The organism is Streptomyces sp. NPDC053426, from assembly GCF_055585405.1.
In genome coordinates this window covers 56143-76405 of sequence record NZ_JBVJKE010000027.1, presented here as the reverse complement: position 1 = coordinate 76405, position 20263 = coordinate 56143, and the positions used below count along the sequence as shown (strand labels likewise).

The following is a 20263-nucleotide window of genomic DNA, read 5'->3' as shown; positions in this document are numbered from 1 at the left end:
TCACCAGGGCCATCACGCCACCGATGATGAAGAACACGAACGACGTCACCAGATACAGCGTGCCGATCGTCTTGTGGTCCGTGGTCGTCAGCCACTTCACCGCGACGCTGCCGGGGCTCTTGCGCCGTACCGGCAGCTCGTTCTCGTACGAGTCCTCAGCTGCGGCGGCGGCACCCTGGGGTTCGTTGAGGATGCTCACAGTTGGTTCGTCTCCCGGTTCTTCTCGTGGCTCGTCTGCGCGATGCCGGCGGGAACGTAACCGGTCTGCCCCTTCTTCGCGAGGTCCTTGAGGTGCTGCTCGTAGCGCTCGGGGGAGACGACCTTCACGTTGAACAGCATCCGGGAGTGGTCGACGCCGCACAGCTCGGCGCACTTGCCGAGGAAGGTGCCCTCACGGTTGGGGGTCACCTCGAAGGCGTTGGTGTGGCCCGGGATGACGTCCTGCTTCATCAGGAACGGCACCACCCAGAAGGAGTGGATGACGTCACGCGAGGTCAGCACGAAGCGGACGCGCTTGCCCTCGGGCAGCCACAGGGTGGGGCCCGGGTTGTTGGTCTGCGGGTTCCGCGTACCGGGGGTACCGCAGTCGTAGACACCGCCGGCGTCGGCCGGGAAGGCCTCCTTGTAGCGGTTCGGAATCGCGTCGAGTTCCTCGGCCTTCTTGGCGTCGCCCGTGGAACCGTCGACGTTCTCGACGTAGTTGAAGCACCAGCTCCACTGGAAGCCGACCACGTTGACCGTGACGTCGGGCTTCTTCTCGAGCCTCAGCAGCTCGGATTCGTCACGCGCGGTGAAATAGAAGAACACCGAGACGATGATGAGCGGAACCACCGTGTACAGCGCCTCGATGGGCATGTTGTACCGGGTCTGCGGAGGAACCTCCACCTTGGTGCGGCTGCGCCGGTGGAAGAAAGCACTCCACAGGATCAGGCCCCACACCAGCACGCCTACGACGAGCGCGGCGGCCCAGGATCCCTGCCACAGGGAGAGGATCCGCGGAGCCTCTTCCGTGGTGGGGGTGGGCATACCAAGGCGGGGGAAGTCCTCCCATGTGCAACCGGTGGCGGTCGCCAGGACCAGGCCCGCGGTCAGTGCCTGCAGCAGCTTCCGCCGCATCGGGCGCCGCGGCGAGCGGTCGGAGCCGTTGGGACTCACGTAGCGCCTTCCCGAGAGTCTCGCCCGCGCGGATTGGCTGCGGCCTGCCTTCTCGCTGGTCGGTCGCCGCCCTGCGTCGGGCAGGGGTTTGGATGTTTATGCGGACCAAACCCTAGCCGACGCCATCCGAGGGGTTGCGGGGAGGGGGGCCTAGTGGGTGGGGTGGTTCGCTGGTTTGGCGGGTGCGGGTTTGTTCGTGGCCGGTCGCGCCCACGCGGCGGAGCCGCATATCGAAACAGCCCCGCGCCCCTGGGGGATGCTGCCCTCACGGGGCTTAGCGTTGCTGTATGTCCTACTTCGATGCCGCTTCCGCCGCCCCCCTCCACCCCGTCGCCCGGCAGGCCCTGATGGCCTCTCTTGATGAGGGGTGGGCGGATCCGGTGCGGTTGTACCGGGAGGGGCGGCGGGCCCGGTTGCTGTTGGACGCGGCGCGGGAGGCGGTCGCGGAGGCGGTGGGGTGCCGGGCGGACGAGTTGGTGTTCACGTCGTCCGGGACGCGGGCGGTGCACTCCGGGATCGCGGGGGCGCTGGCCGGGCGACGGCGCGTCGGAGGTCACCTGATCGTGTCAGCGGTCGAACACTCTTCCGTGCTCCATGCGGCGGAAGTTCACCAGGCCGGCGGAGGATCGGTCAGCGAGGTCGCGGTGGAGCGCACGGGGGCCGTGAGCCCGTCCGGGTACGCGGACGCCCTGCGGCCGGACACCGCGCTGGCCTGTCTGCAGTCGGCCAACCACGAGGTGGGGACCGTGCAGCCGGTGGCCGAGGTCGCCGAGGTGTGCCGGGCGGCGGGGGTGCCGCTGCTGGTGGACGCGGCCCAGTCGCTGGGGTGGGGGCCGGTGGAGGGCGACTGGTCGCTGCTCGCGGCGAGCGCCCACAAGTGGGGCGGTCCGTCGGGGGCCGGGCTGCTCGTCGTACGGAAAGGGGTGCGGTTCGCTCCCCAGGGGCCGCGGGACGAGCGGGAGTCGGGGCGGGCGGCCGGGTTCGAGAACCTGCCGGCGATCGTGGCGGCGGCGGCTTCGCTGCGGGCGGTGCGGGCGGAGGCCGCCGAGGAGGCGGCACGGCTGCGGGAACTGACGGAGCGGATCCGGGCGCGGGTGCCGGGGCTGGTGCGGGACGTGGAGGTGGTCGGGGATCCGGAGCGGCGGCTGCCGGGGATCGTCACCTTCTCCTGTCTCTATGTCGACGGGGAGACATTGCTGCACGAGCTGGACCGGGCCGGCTTCTCCGTGTCGTCCGGGTCGTCCTGCACGAGCAGCACGCTGACGCCGAGCCATGTGCTGCGGGCGATGGGCGTGCTCAGCGAGGGCAACATCCGGGTCTCGCTGCCGTCGGGGACGCGGGAGGAGGACGTCGAGCGCTTCCTGTCCGTCCTGCCGGAGGTGGTGTCGGGGGTGAGGGAGAAGCTCGGCGCGCCGGTGTCCACCGGCCCCGTCCCGACGGAGGAGAAGGACGAGGCCCTGGTGGTGGACGCCCTGGGCCGGCGCTGCCCGATCCCGGTCATCGAACTGGCCAAGGTCATCGGAGACGTCCCCCTGGGCGGCACGATCCGCGTCCTCGCCGACGACGAGGCGGCCCGCCTGGACATCCCGGCCTGGTGCGAGATGCGCGGCCAGGAGTACGCGGGCGAAGAACCGACCCCCCGGGGAACGGCTTACATGGTCCGCCGAACGAACTGAACCCCCTCGCCTCGGGGACGCGAGGAACCGCGCACCCCAGGCGCAGGGGGGAGCAGCACGTCATCAGGGGCGCGGGGAACGGCGCGTCTTTTGGGGGGCGCGGGGAACTGCGCATCTTTCAGGGGCGCGGGGAACTGCGCGTCTTTCAGGGGCGCGGGGAACTGCGCGTCTTTCAGGGGCGCGGGGAACTGCGCGTCTTTCAGGGGCGCGGGGAACTGCGCGACCAGCCCCCACGCACCCGCACCCGCACCCGCACCCGAGACGACTCAGCCCAGATGCCCCCGAACCTCCTCCGCCGCCTCGTCCCCGTACGCCTTGGTGAAGCGCTCCATGAAGTGCCCCCGCCGCAACTGGTACTCCTGCGTACCCACCGTCTCGATGACAAGAGTCGCCAGCATGCAACCGACCTGCGCCGCCCGCTCCAGCGAAACCCCCCACGCCAGCCCCGACAGGAACCCCGCCCGAAACGCGTCGCCGACGCCCGTCGGATCCGCCTTGCGCTCCTCGTCCGGGCACCCGACCTCGATCGTCTCCTCGCCGGCCCGCTCGATGCGGACACCCCTCGCACCGAGGGTGGTGACACGGTGGCCCACCTTGCCGAGGATCTCCGCGTCGCTCCAGCCGGTCTTCGTCTCGATGAGCCCCTTCTCGTACTCGTTGGAGAAGAGGTAGGTCGCCCCGTCCAGCAGTATCCGGATCTCGTCGCCGTTCATCCGGGCGATCTGCTGGGAGAAGTCGGCGGCGAAGGGGATGGAGCGGGTCCGGCACTCCTCGGTGTGCCGGAGCATCGCCTCCGGGTCGTCCGCGCCGATGGAGACCAGGTCGAGGCCGCCCACGCGGTCGGCGACAGTCTTCAGCTCGATCAGCCGGGCCTCGCTCATCGCGCCCGTGTAGAAGGAGCCGATCTGGTTGTGGTCGGCGTCCGTGGTGCACACGAAGCGGGCGGTGTGCAGGGTCTCGGAGATGCGCACCGAGCCGGTGTCGACGCCGTGCCGGTCCAGCCAGGCGCGGTACTCGGCGAAGTCGGATCCGGCCGCGCCGACCAGGATCGGCCGGGTGCCGAGCTGGCCCATGCCGAAGGCGATGTTCGCGGCGACGCCTCCCCGGCGTACGTCGAGCTGGTCGACCAGGAACGACAGCGAGACCGTGTGCAGCTGGTCCGCGACGAACTGGTCGGCGAAGCGCCCGGGGAAGGTCATGAGGTGGTCGGTGGCGATGGAGCCGGTGACTGCGATGCGCACGGCGTGGATTCTCCTGAGGGAGGCGGTTTGACACTTCACGCTACCGGTTGGGGAGGGCCCGCAGAAGCGGACTAAACTACCCGATAGTAGATCTTTCTTCGTGACCTTCTCCGTGTCTACGGTGCCGATATGACGAACCCCAGGGCCCACACCCCCGCCCCCGCCCCGGCGGACCTCGAAGGCGGCCTGGCGTCGCTGCGCGGCGACTGCGCCCGGATGGTCCCCCACTGGGCGGTGCCCGACCGGGTGGCCGCCCGGCCGGTCCCCCCGTCCTCGATCCACGGCGTGACCGTGCCGCCCGGCTCGGCGCGGCTGCTGGACGCGATGGCCGAGTACGGCGACTGAGCCGGCGCCGGCCGGTCCGGCGCCCTCGGGGAACCGCGCGCTCCCCCGCTGCGTCCCATCGCTGTCCCCCGTAAAGGGGATGCGGGATACGACCCACGAGCAGTCCCGGCACCACCGGGAAGGGTCCTTCCGGGACAGTCGCGCAGCCGAAGGAGCGATGCGGTGAACACCGAGCGACCCGACAACGACGACGAGGCGCGCACCGCCCCGGGTGGCGCGCCCGACTCCGGGGGCGCTTCGGGCCACGACGGGGAGACGGACGCCCCCGAGCCGGGTACGGCACAACCGGCCGACGGCGCGTCCGATGCCGATGCCGATGCCGGGAAGGCTGAAGCAGCCACCACCGGCACCCCCGCCGGAGAGGCCCCGGAGGACGAGCCGAGTCCCGGCGCGGACGAGCCGGCGGCGGGACGGCGGCGTCCGTCCCTGCTGATCGCCTCCGTCGCCGCCGCCGTGCTGCTGGTCGGGGGCGGCGGGGCCTATCTCGCCTCCGGCGCCTCCGGTGGTTCCGGGGACTCCGGGGGCGGTACGACTCCGGGGGCGAACGGTGACGCCACTCCCCCGCCGCTCGACCTGGACGGTCACTCCGAGGGCGCCACGAACGGGATCGCCCCCGGCGAGCCCAACCCCTACGGCGTCGTCTACCGCGCCGACGGCTCGCTCCCGGAGGGTCCCGGTTCGGCGCCGGTGTACCGCGTCCGGGGGCAGGTCACCGAGGACCGGGTGGTCACGCTGGCGAAGGCCCTGGGGCTGGAGGGGAAGCCGGTGGCGGAGGGCGGGTCCTGGCGGATCGGCGGCAAGGACGGTTCGGGGCCCACGCTGCGGGTGGACCGGGAGGCTCCCGGCTCCTGGACGTTCAGCCGGAACAACCCGGGCACCGACAACTGCAAGGGCGCGACGTGCTCGGCCCCGTCCACGGGCGGTCCGGTCGTGAGCGAGTCCGTCGCGAGGAAGGCCGCCGCGCCCGTGCTGAAGGCGGTGGGCCAGGACGACGCGAAGCTCGACGCGGGTCAGATCATGGGCGGCAAGCGCGTGGTGAACGCCGACCCCGAGGTCGGCGGGCTGCCGACCCACGGCTGGACGACCGGCGTGGTCGTCGGCGCCGGGGGCGAGGTGGTCGGCGGCAACGGCCGGCTCACGGAGCCGGTGAAGGGGGACACCTACCCCGTGGTGAGCGCCGCCGACGCGCTGAAGCTGCTGAACGCGGCGCCGGGCTCGGGGCAGCGCGCGGAGATCGGCGGCTGCGCCGGTCCCGTACCGCTGGAGGACGGGCGGCGAGAGACCTGCGCTCCGGCGACGAAGCCGGCCGGCGACACCGTGACGGTCGGCGACGCGGTGTTCGGGCTGGCCTCGCACTCCGTGGACGGGCGGCCGGCGCTCGTGCCGTCCTGGCTGTTCGAGGTACGGCCCCAGGGGGCGGAGGACGCCTTCACGGTGACGTATCCGGCGGTCGATCCGGAGTTCCTCGCCCCGCGGACGGAGTCCGGGTCCGGGGAGGCGAGCCCGCGGCCCACGGGGCCCGGCGATGAGCCGACCGCGGCACCGTCCACCCGTGATGTCGACGTCCAGGGCTACACCGCCGAGGGCGACGAGCTGACCGTGACCTTCACGGGCGGCGTGTGCGCCGACTACGAGGCGACGGCGCGTGAGAACGGCGACCGGGTGACGGTGCGGGTGACCGAGACGCCCTGGCCGGACAAGGTGTGCATCCTGATCGCCAAGCAGTACCAGCAGACGGTGCGGCTGGACGCGCCGCTCGGTGACCGCGAGGTCGTGGGCACGGACGGTGAGCCGGTCCCGCTGTGGAAGGACGGTGCCCGGCTGCCTGCGCCGCCCACCCGGTAGCCGCGGGAGAGGAGAACCCGAAGGCGGCGGCCCCCTCGGAGGGGGCCGCCGCCTTCGTCATGTGCTGCCTGGGACGGGGATCCGGCTCAGCTGAAGGAGTCGCCGCAGGCGCAGGAGCCGGTGGCGTTGGGGTTGTCGATCGTGAAGCCCTGCTTCTCGATGGTGTCGACGAAGTCGACGGTGGCGCCGCCCAGGTACGGGGCGCTCATGCGGTCGGTGACGACCTTCACACCGCCGAAGTCCTTCACCACGTCGCCGTCGAGCGAGCGCTCGTCGAAGAAGAGCTGGTAGCGCAGGCCGGAGCAGCCGCCGGGCTGGACGGCGACACGCAGGGCGAGGTCGTCACGGCCTTCCTGGTCGAGCAGGGCCTTGACCTTGGACGCGGCGGCGTCGGTCAGGACGATGCCGTCGGTGACGGTGGTGGTCTCGTCCGATACGGACATCTACATCTCTCCCGGGTTGTACGGAGACTGCTTGCCGACGGTTGCAACCGGCGGGACCGCGGATTCATTCCGGGCCGGGCGCGTGTCTTCCTCGCCTCCCTCCTCATGCTCGCACACGCCGTAGGAAGCGGAAACCGGCCCTTGTGGGCCCTTCCGGGAATGGATCGGCGCCCTCAGGGATTCCCGTCACATGGACGCTATGGCCCGTCGTCAAAGTGACGTGAACCGGTTATGATAGATAGCGTCATTTCGACGAGAAGTCGGACGAGAAGTAGTCGCCAGAACAGAAAGGGTGCGTGTCGTGACCACCGCCCAGACCCAGGAGCTCGACGTACAGCCGACGCCCCTCGCCCTGCTGCTCCTCGGCCGTGAGGCCGATCCGAAGAGCGAGCGCGGTGTGGAGTGTCCCGGCGACCTCCCCTCCCCGTCCGACCCGGATCTGGTGGAGCGCGCCCGCGCCGCCAAGGAGAAGCTCGGGGACAAGGTCTTCGTGCTCGGCCACCACTACCAGCGCGACGAGGTCATCCAGTTCGCCGACGTCACGGGCGACTCCTTCAAGCTGGCCCGCGACGCCGCCGCCCGCCCGCAGGCCGAGTACATCGTCTTCTGCGGTGTGCACTTCATGGCCGAGTCGGCGGACATCCTCACCGGCGACGACCAGAAGGTGGTCCTGCCCGACCTCGCGGCCGGCTGCTCCATGGCCGACATGGCCACCGCCGAGCAGGTCGCCGAGTGCTGGGACGTGCTGACCGAGGCCGGGATAGCCGAGCAGGTCGTCCCCGTCTCGTACATGAACTCCTCCGCCGACATCAAGGCCTTCACCGGCAAGCACGGCGGCACCATCTGCACCTCCTCCAACGCCCGGCGGGCCCTGGACTGGGCCTTCGAGCAGGGCGAGAAGGTGCTCTTCCTGCCCGACCAGCACCTGGGCCGGAACACCGCCGTCCGCGACATGGGCATGTCCCTGGAGGACTGCGTCGTCTACAACCCGCACAAGCCGAACGGCGGGCTGACGGCGGACGAGCTGCGCGCCGCGAAGATGATCCTGTGGCGCGGCCACTGCTCGGTGCACGGCCGGTTCAGCCTGGACTCGGTCGAGGACGTGCGCGAGCGCATCCCCGGCGTGAACGTCCTGGTCCACCCCGAGTGCCGGCACGAGGTCGTCGCCGCCGCGGACTACGTCGGCTCGACCGAGTACATCATCAAGACGCTGGAGGCGGCCCCGGCCGGCTCCAAGTGGGCCATCGGGACCGAGCTGAACCTGGTCCGCCGCCTGGCGAACCGTTTCGCGTCCGAGGGCAAGGAGATCGTCTTCCTCGACAAGACGGTCTGCTTCTGCTCGACCATGAACCGCATCGACCTCCCCCACCTGGTGTGGGCGCTCGAATCCCTCGCCGAGGGCAACCTGGTCAACCGCATCGAGGTGGACAAGGAGACGGAGGCGTTCGCGAAGCTGGCGCTGGAGCGGATGCTGGCGCTGCCGTAACGCCGAGTCTTGGCCCTGGTCCTTCGTGACGGATCGCCAGGTCCCTCCGAGCCGTTTCGACCGTCCGGGACGGTCGCAGGCGGGTCCGGACCCGGTTGTCGCCTCAGGTCGGCTCCGGGCTCCGGGCATGCTTGCTGGTCGTGGAGATCGACCTGCGGTACGGGGCGAGGGGGTCGAGGATCTCCTCGGCCGTCTCGTCCGGACGAACGGTCCGAGGTCTTCGTTCCACGCGGCGGTCCGGGCCCGGACGTCCTTCTCCAGGGCCTGGACCGACCCGCGCACGCCGCGGCGGGTCCGCCCGGTGGTCGGCCGGGACGAACCGGTCGGCGTGGAGCGCGAGCGACACCACACCGGGCAGCCGGCGCGGGCACCGGCCGGATGCCCGTCGACCGCGACGGCGGCACCGCCGACGGGAAGCCGGAGAGCACGCGCCGGGAGCGGACCTCGCATCACCCGATCGGCTGCTCCGCCGGTCACAGAGCTACTTTGTCGCCCCGGTCTCCTTTAGCAGAGCATGATCAATGCACCATTGGACGGGGCGTCCAGCGGCGAAGTGCACCGCCCCGGCGTCCATCCCGGGCAGGAACTGAGGCGGCTGCGTCGGCAGCGAGGTGTCTCGCTCGCCGATCTCGCGAAACGGGTCCACTACACGAAGGGCTACCTGTCGCGAGTCGAGAACGGGGACAAGCCTCTGACCCTCGCCGTGTCGGAAGCGTGCGACACGGCGTTGGACACCGGCGGTCTGCTGAGGCGTCTCGTCGTATCCATGGTGCCGGCGCAGCGCCGGCAGGGCGGGGACGGAGGCGAGTGCCCGTACCGGGGGCTCGCCCCGTACGAGACGACCGACGCCAACCGGTTCTTCGGCCGGGAACGGGCCACGGCCGCGCTGATCCAGGTGGTGACCGCGCGTCTCGGCGTGGGGCCGACCATGGTGGTGGCCGCGTCCGGCACGGGCAAGTCCTCGCTCCTCCAAGCGGGCCTGGTACCGGCGCTGTTCCGGGGCGCCCTCCCGGTGCGCGGATCGCACCGGTGGCCGGTGCTCACGATGCGGCCCGGTGAACACCCCGTCGACCGCCTGTCGGATCTCCTGTCGCGCACGCTCGGGGTGGCCCCGGAGGCACTGCGGGGCTCCCTGGACGACCCGGACGCTCCGGAGGACGGCCCTCGCGGTCCGGCCCGTCCGGTTCATGACCGCCTCGCCCAGGATGGGGCGACAGCCGAGAAGGACCTACGGTTCGCACTGATCGTGGACCAGTTCGAGGAAGTCTTCACGCTGTGCGAGAGCCCCGCCGAACGGATCCGGTTCATCCGCGTCCTGCACGCGCTGTCGGCCGTGCCGGGCGGCGCGGGACGTGACGGGCGGCCGCAGCATCCGGCGGCGCTGGTCGTCCTCGGTATGCGTGCCGACTTCTACGGGGCCGCTCTCGCCCGTCCCAAACTCGCGGAGACCCTTCGGGAGGGGCAGTTCCCGCTGGAACCCATGAGTCCGGGTGAGATCCGCGCCGCGGTGACGAAGCCGGCCGAGGCCGCGGGGCTGGAACTCGAGCCAGGCCTCGTCGAGGTGATCCTGCGCGACCTGGGTGCCGCGGCCTCCGCCGAGAGGTCCGTCACCGCGGACGGCACCGCCGGGGGCGGGAACGGGCCGGGGGTGCTGCCGTTGCTGTCACACGCGCTCCTGACGACGTGGCAGGAACGCGACGGGACACGGCTCACCCTTGAGGGATACGAGCAGGCCGGTGGCATCGTCCGGGCGGTGTCGGCCAGCGCGGAGGTCGCGTACGGGCGTCTGCCCGCCGACCTGAAGGAGACGGCGCGGGCCGTTCTGCTGAGCCTGGTCCGTGTCGACGAGGACGGGCGGGCCACACGCCGCCATGCGACCAGGGAGGAACTCACCCTGGGCGTCGGCGAGCAGGCCGACGGGGTCGTCGAGGAATTCACACGTACCCGTCTGCTGACCGCCGACCGTGACAGTGTGACCCTTGCCCACGAAGTCGTCCTCCGTGCCTGGCCGCGCCTGCGGAACTGGATCGACGCCGACGCCGTGGCGCTGCGTGCCCGGCACCGGCTGAGGGAGACCGCCCGGCAGTGGGAGGCGGAAGGCCGTGACCCCGGGCTGCTGCCCCGGGGCAACCGCCTTGCCACCGCCCAGGACGCCGCCGGACACGCTCTGGCGGCCGTGGGGGAGACCGAGCGGGCCTTCCTGCTGGCAGCACAGGCCCGGGAGCAGGAGGAGCAGCAGCGTGAGCGACGCCGCACCCAGCGCCTGCGCCGCCTGGTGGTGGCTCTCGCCGCGCTGCTCGCGGTCGCCCTGGCCAGCACGGTGACGGCGGTGCACTCCAGCCGTGAGGCGGCCGCCGGGGAACGCACGGCACGCCTCAACGAGAAGCTGGCGCTGCTCGGTGTCCCCAGCGTCGCCGGCAACTCCCAGTCCGCTCTGCTTCTGGCGGCATCGGCCTGGGCGGGCGAGCGGACCGACGCGTCCGCGAGCGCCCTGCTCAGCACCCAGGCCCATCCGTACGCGGGAGCCCTGAAGGGGCACACCGGTTCCGTCCGCGCGGTGGCGTGGACCGGTGACAACCGGCACCTCGTGTCCGGGGGCGGGGACGGAACGGTCCGGGTGTGGGACGTCCGTTCCCGGCGGCAGGTACGGGAGTTCTCCGACGGCGCGGCCGTGCGGGCCGTGACCGTGGTTCCCGACACCGGGGTGATCGTCTGGGGAAACGCACAGGGTGAACTGACGAGGGTCAACGGTGTGCACGCGCCGTCCCTGCTCGCCGACCGGCACGGAAAGCGGATCAACTCCCTGGTGGCGTCCGAGGACGGGAAGGTCCTGCTGTCCGTCTCCGACGACGGCGTGGTGAAGCAGTTCGACACCACATCCCGGAACGCCGCCCCGGTCCGTTCCGTCCCGCTGGGCCGGCGCCTGTACTCGGCTGCGCTCACGGCTGACGGCGGTCAGGCTGCCGTGGCGGGGGAGACGGGCTCCCTGTGGCTGCTCGACCCGAAAAGCGGCCGGACCGTCCAGCTGAAGAACGACAAGAGGGAGGCCGTCTGGGCGCTGGCCTTCACCCCGGACGGCCGACGGCTGGTGGCCGGTGAATGGGACGGCGGAGTCACGGTCTGGGACACGGAGACCCGTCGCAAGGTGGCCGGGCTCGAAGGGCTGACGGACTCGGTGGTCGACGTGTCCGTCTCCGCCGACGGCCGTTTCGTGGCCGCCGCGGGCCAGGACGACGTCGCAGTGGTCTGGGACCTGGCCACCCGTCGCCGCCTCACCACCCTGACCGCCCACCGGGGTTTCGTCTGGGGGGTCGAGTACTCGCCCGACGGCCGCACCGTCGCCACCGCCGGTGAGGACGGAACGGTGCGACTGTGGACGCCCACCGCCACGCTCGGCCTGGTCGGACGCGGCGAGCCCTGGTTCGACGGAGCGCTGTCACCCGACGGCCGGCTCCTGGCCGTCGCGGGGACCGGCGGCACCGCACGCCTCGTCGACCTGAGCACGGGAGACGCGCGCCGCCTTTCCGGGAACGCCGGCGGCCGCGCTCCCGTTCGCGCTGTCGCGTTCAGCGACGACGGATCCCTGGTCGCCGCGGCCGACGAGAAGGGCCGGGTCGGCGTCTGGCGCACGGCGGACCCGCGACGACCCGTCACCGAATGGTCCGCACACCCACGCACCGTCAGGTCGCTCGCCTTCCGTCCCGGACACCGGCGTCTGCTGGTCACGGGCTCCGACGACCATACGGCCCGACTGTGGCGCCTGCCGGAGCCCGGCTCCCGTCACCGTCCCGTACGGCTTCGTGAGTTCGGCGGTCACACCGACGGTGTGCGCAGCATCGCCTTCCCCGACCGGAACACCGTGGTCACCGGAGGCCTCGACTCGCAGGCCGTGGTCCGGGACTACGGCAGTGGCCGGGTACTGCGCCGGCTGCCCCACCGCCATCAGGTCCTCGGCATCGCGGTCGGCCCGGGCGGCGTGCTGGCCACCGTCAGCTGGGATCACACGGTCAGGCTCTGGGCCCGGCCGAAAGGCGAGCACCGGGCCCGCACACTCACCGGACACACCGGTGGCGTGCTCACGGCCACGTTCAATCGCTCGGGCACACGGCTCGCCACGGCCGGCCAGGACCGCACCATCCGTATCTGGGACACGGCGGACGGCCGTCTCCTGCGGACCCTCAGCGGACACGAGGGGCCCGTCCGTCACGTCGCCTTCCTGGGTGACGACGGGCCTGTCGTCTCCGCGGCGGAAGACGGCACGATCCGCCGGTGGGGCCTCGACACCAAGGCGGTCCTGCGGCAGGTCTGCCGGGTCGTCGGAGGCACCGACCAGCCCACGTGGAAGAGGGCACTGCCCGGGGTTCCCTACGAACCGGGCTGCCCGTAGCGGAACCCGGGCCGACCGCCACCTGCCCGAGCTCTGTCACCCCTGCGCGCATCGGGCGAGGTCGGCACGGGTTTACCAACCACACCGTCACACCGGGGGCAGCGGGAAACCCTGTACCCCGCCCGGTGGCCGTCCCGAAACTCAAGTCGTCGCCAAGACCGCTGCGTCACCGGGCGGACCGCGAACACAGCTGCCGCCCGAGCCCTCCCGGCGCATCCGGTCGACCGGAACCACACACCACGGAAGAGAGCACCCTCAGATGTCCGGCAACACCAGCCGCTTCACCTCCCTGGCCCTCAGCGCCCTGCTCGCCGCGGGCCTCGCCACCGGGTCGGCGCAGGCCGAGCCCGCCGAGGCCGGAAAGGCGACCGCCCCCTCCGCGTCGTCCGTCGCACCGGGCAGGCAGCAGATCGTGGCCAGGGCCGACCAGGCACTCACGAAGCCCACCAAGTACAAGGTCACGAAGAACGGGTCCGTCCGCCTGAGCAAGCCGAAGGGTGACAACAACTACCTCGGCGGCCGCAACCTCAACGAATACAACGACTACAACGGCCAGCAGTGGTGCGGTCACTTCGCCGCCGCCATGTGGGGCAAGCGGGGAGTGCCCGCCAAGTACCAGGCGTCCCAGCAGTGGCGCACAGGCCTGGGCAACCGCTTCCACAAGTACGACGTGCGGCGACTGCCGCAGCCGGGCGATGTCCTGGTGTGGTCCGACAACGCCGACGTCAGGTTCGGTCACGTGGGAGTCGTCGTCGCCGTCAGGGGACGGACCGTCACCACCATCGAGGGCAACGCCGGCCAGGGCACCGACAGCGTCACCCGCCGGTCCTACGACTGGAACGACACCCGCAACACCGGTGGCCCCTACATCAAGAACAAGAAGTTCCAGGGCTTCGCCTCACCGAAGTAGCGGCGCCGTCGGCCCGGAACCGCAGCATCACCCCACCGGGCGCCCCGCCGTCCGAACCACGTGACCCGTCCCCCGGAGACATCATGCCGATCACACCCCTGAGCCGCTCCCTGCGCGCGGGATTCGCCGTCCTCTCCGCGGCGGCCGTCCTCACCGGCACCGCGGCCTCCGCCGAAGCCGCCGCACCGGCGAAATACAAAACCCACGCGGAGGCCGCGGCACAACTGAGGAAAGCCGGTGTCAACTGGTCCTCGAGCGGCGGCTGCTCGAACCGCGAAAGGACCGACTGCACCTCGTTCGAGAAGATCAACAAGGCAAGCATCGCCGGCGTCATCGCCTTCAAGAAGGCCACCAGGTGCGCGATCCGCGTCACCGGTGGAACCGAGCGCGGCCACGCCGCCGGGACCTACAGCCACTACAACGGCTACAAGATCGACATCGCTCTCAACACCTGTGTGAACAAGTACATCGCCGACCGCTTCCGATACGCCGGGAAGCGCGGTGACGGAGCCCTCCTCTACAAGTCCCCGGGCGGCAACGTCTACGCCCGTGAGGGCAGTCACTGGGACATCACCTACTACCACGGCCGCGTCTGAACCGGACCGCGATCCGCTCGCACGAAGGCCGGGGCGCGGGCGCCGCTTCCGCCCCGGCTCGCCGTCCCGGACCCGGACCGTGACCGAGCGGAACAGGCCCGACACATGGAACCAAGGAGAAGACCTCATGGGACAGTTGACCAGGAAAGCACGCATGGCGGTCGGCCTCGCCGCGGCCGCCGTCGTCGGTACCCTCGCCACGCCGGCCTCGGTGGACGCGGCACCTGTGGACCCGTGGACCTGCACCCCCGGCGCCTTCTGCGCGTACCCCCTCGACAACGGCAAGGGCGGCCCTTGCGGCTGGCAGATCGACGACCCCGACTGGCTGGGCGGCAGCTCCGTCTGCGGCTGGTCCAAGAAGACACGGGTGCAGTCGGTCTTCAACAACGGCAAGAGCGGCAAGCCGGTGTCGATCTACACCAAGACCGGGATGAAGGGCACCAAGGTGGTCTGCGTCCCGAAGGGCAGGAAGCTCAACCTCAAGGGAGCGGGCACCTTCGTCCGCAGCCACACGTGGAAGTGCTGACCACGTCCCACCCCGCTGGGGCTCCCGCCCGGCCCACGTGCCGCGCGGGAGCCCCGGCCTCCGTCCGACGGGTCTGACGACCGACGTCCTGGACACCCCGTCAGGTTCCGCCGGGCACCGCCTCAACGGGGTATCTCACGGGTGTCCGGGGAGCTCTCGTTCGTCTCCGGCATCCCGTCACGTGCGGAAAAGACGGGGGCGCCCCGTGAGTTCACGGGACGCCCCTTCGTCGTACGGACGGTCGTCGGACTCGTCGTACGGGCGGTCGTCAGACCTGGACCGGCTTCGGCTCCCGGGGAGCCTCCCCCTGTGCGGAGAGACCCTTCTTCGCCGCCCGCTTCTTCGCGCGCCGCTCCTTGCGGAGCTCCAGCATCGCGTAGAGCGTCGGCACCAGCAGCAGGGTGAGCAGGGTGGACGTGATCAGACCGCCGATCACCACGACCGCCAGCGGCTGGGCGATGAAGCCGCCCTCGCCGGTGACGCCCAGTGCCATCGGGAGCAGGGCGAAGATGGTCGCCAGGGCCGTCATCAGGATCGGCCGCAGACGGTGGCGGCCGCCCTCCAGCACGGCCTCGACGACGCCGTAGCCCTGCCTGCGGTACTGGTTGATCAGGTCGATCAGCACGATCGCGTTGGTGACCACGATGCCGATCAGCATCAGCATGCCGATCATCGCCGGGACACCCATCGGGGTACCGGTGACCAGCAGCAGGCCGATGGCGCCGGTCGCCGCGAACGGGATGGACACCAGCAGGATCAGCGGCTGGGCCAGCGACCGGAAGGTGCCGACCAGCAGCATGAAGACGATCGCGATCGCGGCCAGCATCGCCAGGGCCAGGTTGAGGAACGCCTCGTCCTGGTCCTCGGTCACGCCGCCGATCTCCGCCGTCGCGCCCGCCGGCAGCGTCAGCTCGTCGATCTTCTTCTGGAGGTCCATGCCCACCGCGCCGGTGTTGTCACCGGTCGGCTTCGCGGTGACGGTGGCCGAGCGCTGGCCGTCGATCCGGGTCATGGAGACGGGGCCGTCCACCACCTCGACGGTGGCGACGTCGCCCAGCTTCACCGGGCCCAGGCGCAGGTTCTTCAGCTCGTCCACGGTGGTGGCCGGCTTCGCCGAGCGGATGACGATGTCGCGCTCGGTGTCGTCCAGGACCACCTTGGCGGCCGGGGTGCCGCGCACCGCCTGGGCGACGGCCCCGCCGAGGATCTGGTCGTCGAAACCGGCCTCGGCGGCCTTGTCGTTGGCCTTCACCGAGATACGGGGCACGCTCTGCGCCAGGTCGCTGGTGACGTCCGTGACGTCGTCCAGGGAGGCCACCGCGTCGCGGACCTGGTCCGCCGCCTTGCGCAGCGCCTGCGCGTCGGCCGCCTTGACGACGACGCTCAGGTCCTGGCTGCCGAAGCCGTCACCGGCCGCGATGGTGGTGGTGCCGATGCCGTCGAGCCCGCCGAGGCCCTTCTCCAGGCTGTCCGACACGTCCTCGGAGGACGCGTCGTCCTCCAGCATCACCTGGTACGTCGCCTGGTTGGTGTCCGTACCGCCGCCGAAGGCCGCCATCCAGCCGGACGAACCGATGGTCACCTGGTAGTCCTTGACGCCCTCGGTGTCATCGAGCAGCTTCTCGACCTTCGTGGCCTGGTCGTCGGTCGCGGCCAGGCTGGTGCCGGGCTCCAGCTCCTGCCGGACGGTGAGGACCTGCTGCTCGCCCGCGTCGAAGAAGTTGGTCTTCAGCAGCGGCGCCATGGCGAACGTGGCGATCAGCACGGCGACCGCGATGGCCACGCTGGTCAGCCTGCGCCGGGTGGCGAAGCGCAGCACGGGGACGTAGAGGCGCTGGAGGCGGCTCCTGGCCTCCTTCTCCTCGGCGATCCTGCGCGCCTCCTCGGCGTCCTCCGGGGTGCCCTTCGGGGCCCGCAGGAACCAGTACGACAGGACGGGCACGACCGTCAGCGACACCAGCAGGGACGCCAGCAGCGCCGCCGTGACGGTGAGGCTGAAGGAGCCGAACAGCTCGCCCACCATGCCGCCGACCAGGCCGATCGGCAGGAACACGGCGACCGTGGTGAGCGTCGAGGACGTCACCGCGCCGGCCACCTCACGCACCGCGTTCATGATCGCGGACTGGCGCTCCTCGCCGTAGCCGAGGTGCCGCTTGATGTTCTCCAGGACGACGATGGAGTCGTCCACGACCCGGCCGATGGCGATCGTCAGCGCGCCCAGCGTCAGCATGTTCAGCGACAGGTCGCGCGTCCACAGCACGATCAGGGCGAGCACCACGGACAGCGGGATGGAGACCGCCGTGACGAGGGTCGAGCGGACCGACGCCAGGAAGACCAGGATCACCAGGACGGCGAAGAGCAGACCGAGCGCGCCCTCGGTGGTGAGGCCCTCGATGGCCTTGGAGACCGCCGGGCCCTGGTCGCTGACGACGGTGAGGGTGGCCCCGTCACCGAGGTCCTCGCGCAGGTCGGGCAGCTTCTCCTGGACGGCCTCCGAGATGGCGACCGCGCTGCCGTCGTGGTCCATGGTCGCCATCACGGCGAGGCTCGGCTTGCCGTTGGTGCGGGTGAGGGAGTCGGCCCTGGCCTCCTCCTCCTTCACCGTGGCGACGTCCCCGAGGCGGACCGGGTCGCCCTTGCCTGACTCGGCGGCGACCATCAGGTCCTCGATCTGCTTCAGCGAGGTGAAGCCGCCGCCGACCTGGACGGTGCGGTTGGCGCCGTCCTCGTCGAAGGAGCCGGCCGGGACGGTCGCGCCGCCGGCCTGGAGGGCCGTCGACAGCGACTGCGAGGTGAGACCGGCCTTCGCCAGCTTCGTGTCGTCGGGGGTGACGGTGACCTGGACGTCGCGCACGCCGTCCACGGTGACCTGGCCGACGCCGTCGATGCCCTCCAGCGCGGGCACCACGGTCCGGTCGAGCCGGTCGGCGAGCGCCTGCTGGTCCTGGCCGGAGGTGACGGCGAGGACGACGGTCGGGATGTCGTCCGTGGAACCGGCGACGACCTGCGGGTCGACGTCCTCCGGGAGGCGGGCGCCGGCCCGGTTGACGGCCTGCTGGACGTCGGCGACGAGCTGCTGGGTGTCGTTGCCGTAGTCGAAGGACGCCATGATCACGGCGTTGCCCTCGCTCGCCGTCGAGGTGACGCCGGAGATGCCGTCGACGGCCTCCAGGTTGTCCTCGATGGGTTCGACGACCTGCTTCTCGACCACGTCCGGGGAGGCGCCCTGGTACGGGGCGATCACGGACACCATGGGCAGTTCGATGGTCGGCAGCAGCTGCTGTTTGAGCTGGGGTATCGCGATCGCCCCGAAGACGAGCGCGATGATCGACATCAGTCCGATCAGCGCCCGTTGCGCGAGGCTGAATCTGGACAGCCAGGACATGGTCAGGGTCTCTTTTCCGTGGAGCGGCAGAAGTCCGGCAAGCGGGCGCGCGCACGAGTGGGCGCCCGCTCTACACCCTGAGCCATCGACGGGGGCCGACCCGTAGCCCCGAGGTTCCATTCCTTATACGGCGCATACTCCCGCCGCAGTACGCCCCGTGGAACTCACTCCACCCTTGGGCGGACCAGCCCCGACTCGTAGGCGGTGACCACCAGCTGGGCCCGGTCGCGGGCGCCCAGCTTGGCCATGGCCCGGTTGACGTGGGTCTTCACGGTGAGCGGGCTGACCTCCAGGCGTTCGGCGATCTCGTCGTTGGAGTGACCGCCGGCGACCTGGACCAGCACCTCGCGCTCGCGCACGGTGAGCGACTCGAGCCGCTCGGCGCGGGCCGGGTCGTGGTCGGCCTCGGACGTGCCCTCCTGGGCGAGGAAACGGGCGATCAGGCCCTTGGTGGCCACCGGGGACAGCAGGGCCTCTCCCCCGGCGGCGATCCGGATGGCGTTCAGCATCTCCTCGGGCTCGGAGCCCTTGCCGAGGAAGCCGGAGGCGCCGGCCCGCAGCGACTGCACCACGTAGTCGTCGACCTCGAAGGTCGTCAGGATCACCACCCGGACCCCGGCGAGCTCCGGGTCCGCGCTGATCATGCGGGTGGCGGCGAGTCCGTCGGTGCCGGGCATCCGGATGTCCATGAGGACGACGTCCGCGCGCCGCTCCCGGGCCAGCCGGACCGCCTCCGCGCCGTCGGACGCCTCCCCCACCACCTCCATGTCCGGCTCGGAGTCGACGAGCACCCGGAAGGCGCTGCGCAGCAGTGCCTGGTCGTCGGCGAGCAGGACACGGATCGTCATACGGGCTCCAGCGGGGTGATCGGTGGTCACGGGCCGCTGTCCTGAGCGGCGGACGTACGGGTCTTGACGGGAAGGATCGCATGGACGCGGAAACCGCCGCCGTAGCGGGGGCCGGTGGTGAGGGTGCCGCGCAGCGCGGTGACGCGTTCGCGCATGCCGAGCAGTCCGTGCCCGCCGCCGGGGGTGTGGTCCTGGTCCTCACCGGTGCCGTCGTCGAGGACGGTGATCTCGATGTGGGGTCCGACGCGTACGACGCTGACCTCGGCCCGCGCGTCGGTGCCGGCGTGCTTCTGCACGTTGGTCAGGGCCTCCTGGATGATCCGGTACGCGGCCAGGTCGACGGCGGCGGGCAGGTCGGTGCCCTCGTCGCCGCGGGCGACCTCGACGCGCAGTCCGGCACTGCGGAAGGTGCCGACGAGGTCGTCGAGGCGGTCCAGTCCCGGCGCGGGTTCGGTGGGGGCCTCCGGGTCGCCGGACTGGCGCAGCAGACCGACGGTGGCCCGCAGCTCGCCGAGCGCGGAACGGCTGGCCTCGCGGACGTGGGCGAGGGCCTCCTTGGCCTGGTCGGGCCGCTTGTCCATGACGTGGGCGGCGACCCCGGCCTGGACGTTGACCAGGGCGATGTGGTGGGCGACCACGTCGTGCAGATCGCGGGCGATGCGCAGGCGTTCCTCCGCGACCCGGCGGCGGGCCTCCTCCTCGCGGGTGCGCTCGGCCCGTTCCGCGCGCTCCCGGATCGCCTGGACGAAGGCGCGGCGGCTGCGGACGGCGTCCCCGGCGGTGGCGCCGATGCCGGTCCAGGCGAAGATCGCCAGGTTCTCCTGGGCGTACCAGGGCAGGGGGCCGACCGCCATCGCGGCGCCGGTGAGGACGGTCATGGTGAGCAGGCCGACGCGCCAGGTGGTGGGGCGGTCGGTGGTGGAGGCGACGGTGTAGAGCGCGATCACGGCGCACATGGCGACGGGGGCGCGGGGGTCGCCGGTGACGGACTCCACGACGGAGAAGCCGCCGGCGAGGGCGAGGACCGTACGGGGGGCACGGCGGCGGAAGACCAGCGCCGCGGCGCCGAGGGTCATGAGGACGAGGCTGAGCGGGTCGGGGGTGCGCAGGCCCCATTTGACGCCCTCGGGGCCGTGGGGGTCGACGAAGGAGCCGGCGACCATGCATATGAGGACGCCTGCGGCGAGGGCTGCGTCCAGTGCGAAGGGGTGTGCCTGTGCTCGGCACCGGGCGCGGGTCAGGGTGCTCACGGCTGTTTACGGTAGCCGGGGTGGGCTTCGGTGCGGATGGCGTGCCGAGTGCTCCGGCCCGGGTGGGGTTGCGCGGCCCGGCGTTCGCGGGGCGCCGCTGCGCCCACCCGTGCCGCCCCAGCGGCACGGCTGCCCGCGGTGACGACGACGCGCGGCACGACTGCCCGCGG

General features: G+C 71.5%; 15 protein-coding genes and 1 pseudogene. 8 read left to right on the top strand and 8 right to left on the bottom strand.

Annotation, left to right across the window (positions count from 1 at the left end; all coding sequences use genetic code 11):
• Together ACZ62B_RS35885 and ctaC are read right to left on the bottom strand one after the other, a co-directional pair.
• A pseudogene (locus ACZ62B_RS35885) lies at nucleotides 1-199 on the bottom strand (aa3-type cytochrome oxidase subunit I); the annotation flags it as partial.
• Nucleotides 196-1155: an aa3-type cytochrome oxidase subunit II gene (gene ctaC / locus ACZ62B_RS35880; RefSeq protein ID WP_344565464.1), complete on the bottom strand. Its 960-nt coding sequence runs from the start codon at nucleotides 1153-1155 to the stop codon at nucleotides 196-198. The pseudogene ACZ62B_RS35885 and the gene ctaC, both read right to left, overlap by 4 nt.
• 287 nt (nucleotides 1156-1442) lie before the next feature.
• Here ctaC and ACZ62B_RS35875 point away from each other — a divergent pair, with 287 nt between their 5' ends.
• Entirely contained in the window at nucleotides 1443-2831 is a 1389-nt protein-coding gene (locus ACZ62B_RS35875) for a cysteine desulfurase/sulfurtransferase TusA family protein (protein WP_344565460.1), read from the top strand.
• 266 nt (nucleotides 2832-3097) lie between these two features.
• Here ACZ62B_RS35875 and ACZ62B_RS35870 read toward each other — a convergent pair whose 3' ends face one another.
• Entirely contained in the window at nucleotides 3098-4072 is a 975-nt protein-coding gene (locus ACZ62B_RS35870) for a carbohydrate kinase family protein (protein ID WP_344565458.1), read from the bottom strand.
• A gap of 129 nt (nucleotides 4073-4201) precedes the next feature.
• Here ACZ62B_RS35870 and ACZ62B_RS35865 point away from each other — a divergent pair, with 129 nt between their 5' ends.
• Both ACZ62B_RS35865 and ACZ62B_RS35860 read left to right on the top strand, forming a co-directional pair.
• The gene (locus tag ACZ62B_RS35865) at nucleotides 4202-4417 is read left to right on the top strand and encodes a hypothetical protein (RefSeq protein ID WP_344565456.1); all 216 of its coding nucleotides are present in this window, start codon (nucleotides 4202-4204) and stop codon (nucleotides 4415-4417) included.
• Between the two features lie 162 nt (nucleotides 4418-4579).
• Nucleotides 4580-6262: a hypothetical protein gene (locus tag ACZ62B_RS35860; RefSeq protein WP_469693625.1), complete on the top strand. Its 1683-nt coding sequence runs from the start codon at nucleotides 4580-4582 to the stop codon at nucleotides 6260-6262.
• 86 nt (nucleotides 6263-6348) lie between these two features.
• Here the strand turns inward: ACZ62B_RS35860 and erpA are convergent, their stop codons facing one another.
• Nucleotides 6349-6705 carry an iron-sulfur cluster insertion protein ErpA gene (gene erpA, locus ACZ62B_RS35855; RefSeq protein WP_020939558.1) on the bottom strand — a complete coding sequence of 119 codons (357 nt, stop codon included), beginning with the start codon at nucleotides 6703-6705 and terminating at the stop codon, nucleotides 6349-6351.
• Nucleotides 6706-7006: 301 nt separating this feature from the next.
• On the opposite strand from erpA, the gene nadA reads away from it, so the two are divergent.
• Nucleotides 7007-8191, top strand: coding sequence for a quinolinate synthase NadA (gene nadA, locus ACZ62B_RS35850; RefSeq protein WP_344565448.1), 1185 nt, complete (start codon nucleotides 7007-7009; stop codon nucleotides 8189-8191).
• A 103-nt stretch (nucleotides 8192-8294) separates the two neighbouring features.
• On the opposite strand, the gene ACZ62B_RS35845 is transcribed toward nadA, so the two are convergent.
• The gene (locus ACZ62B_RS35845; protein ID WP_469693623.1) at nucleotides 8295-8420 is read right to left on the bottom strand and encodes a hypothetical protein; all 126 of its coding nucleotides are present in this window, start codon (nucleotides 8418-8420) and stop codon (nucleotides 8295-8297) included.
• Nucleotides 8421-8705: 285 nt separating this feature from the next.
• Between ACZ62B_RS35845 and ACZ62B_RS35840 the strand changes: the two genes are divergently transcribed.
• The 4 genes from ACZ62B_RS35840 (at nucleotide 8706) to ACZ62B_RS35825 (ending at nucleotide 14610) form a co-directional block, all read left to right on the top strand.
• Nucleotides 8706-12578 carry an nSTAND1 domain-containing NTPase gene (locus ACZ62B_RS35840; protein ID WP_469693621.1) on the top strand — a complete coding sequence of 1291 codons (3873 nt, stop codon included), beginning with the start codon at nucleotides 8706-8708 and terminating at the stop codon, nucleotides 12576-12578.
• Nucleotides 12579-12837: 259 nt separating this feature from the next.
• A complete protein-coding gene (locus ACZ62B_RS35835) occupies nucleotides 12838-13488 on the top strand; it encodes a CHAP domain-containing protein (RefSeq protein WP_344565444.1) in 651 nt (216 codons plus the stop codon).
• Nucleotides 13489-13571: 83 nt separating this feature from the next.
• Complete coding sequence (locus ACZ62B_RS35830; RefSeq protein WP_344565442.1) at nucleotides 13572-14084, top strand: hypothetical protein; 513 nt, start codon at nucleotides 13572-13574, stop codon at nucleotides 14082-14084.
• A gap of 127 nt (nucleotides 14085-14211) precedes the next feature.
• Entirely contained in the window at nucleotides 14212-14610 is a 399-nt protein-coding gene (locus tag ACZ62B_RS35825; protein WP_344565440.1) for a peptidase inhibitor family I36 protein, read from the top strand.
• A 268-nt stretch (nucleotides 14611-14878) separates the two neighbouring features.
• Here ACZ62B_RS35825 and ACZ62B_RS35820 read toward each other — a convergent pair whose 3' ends face one another.
• From ACZ62B_RS35820 to ACZ62B_RS35810, 3 genes are all read right to left on the bottom strand, one after another.
• A complete protein-coding gene (locus ACZ62B_RS35820; protein WP_468890574.1) occupies nucleotides 14879-17995 on the bottom strand; it encodes an efflux RND transporter permease subunit in 3117 nt (1038 codons plus the stop codon).
• A gap of 164 nt (nucleotides 17996-18159) precedes the next feature.
• Nucleotides 18160-18843, bottom strand: a complete 684-nt coding sequence (locus tag ACZ62B_RS35815; RefSeq protein WP_344565436.1) for a response regulator transcription factor — start codon at nucleotides 18841-18843, stop codon at nucleotides 18160-18162.
• A 26-nt stretch (nucleotides 18844-18869) separates the two neighbouring features.
• Nucleotides 18870-20093 (bottom strand): sensor histidine kinase, encoded by a 1224-nt coding sequence (locus tag ACZ62B_RS35810; protein ID WP_344565434.1) that lies wholly within the window; start codon nucleotides 20091-20093, stop codon nucleotides 18870-18872.
• Nucleotides 20094-20263 lie beyond the last annotated feature (170 nt).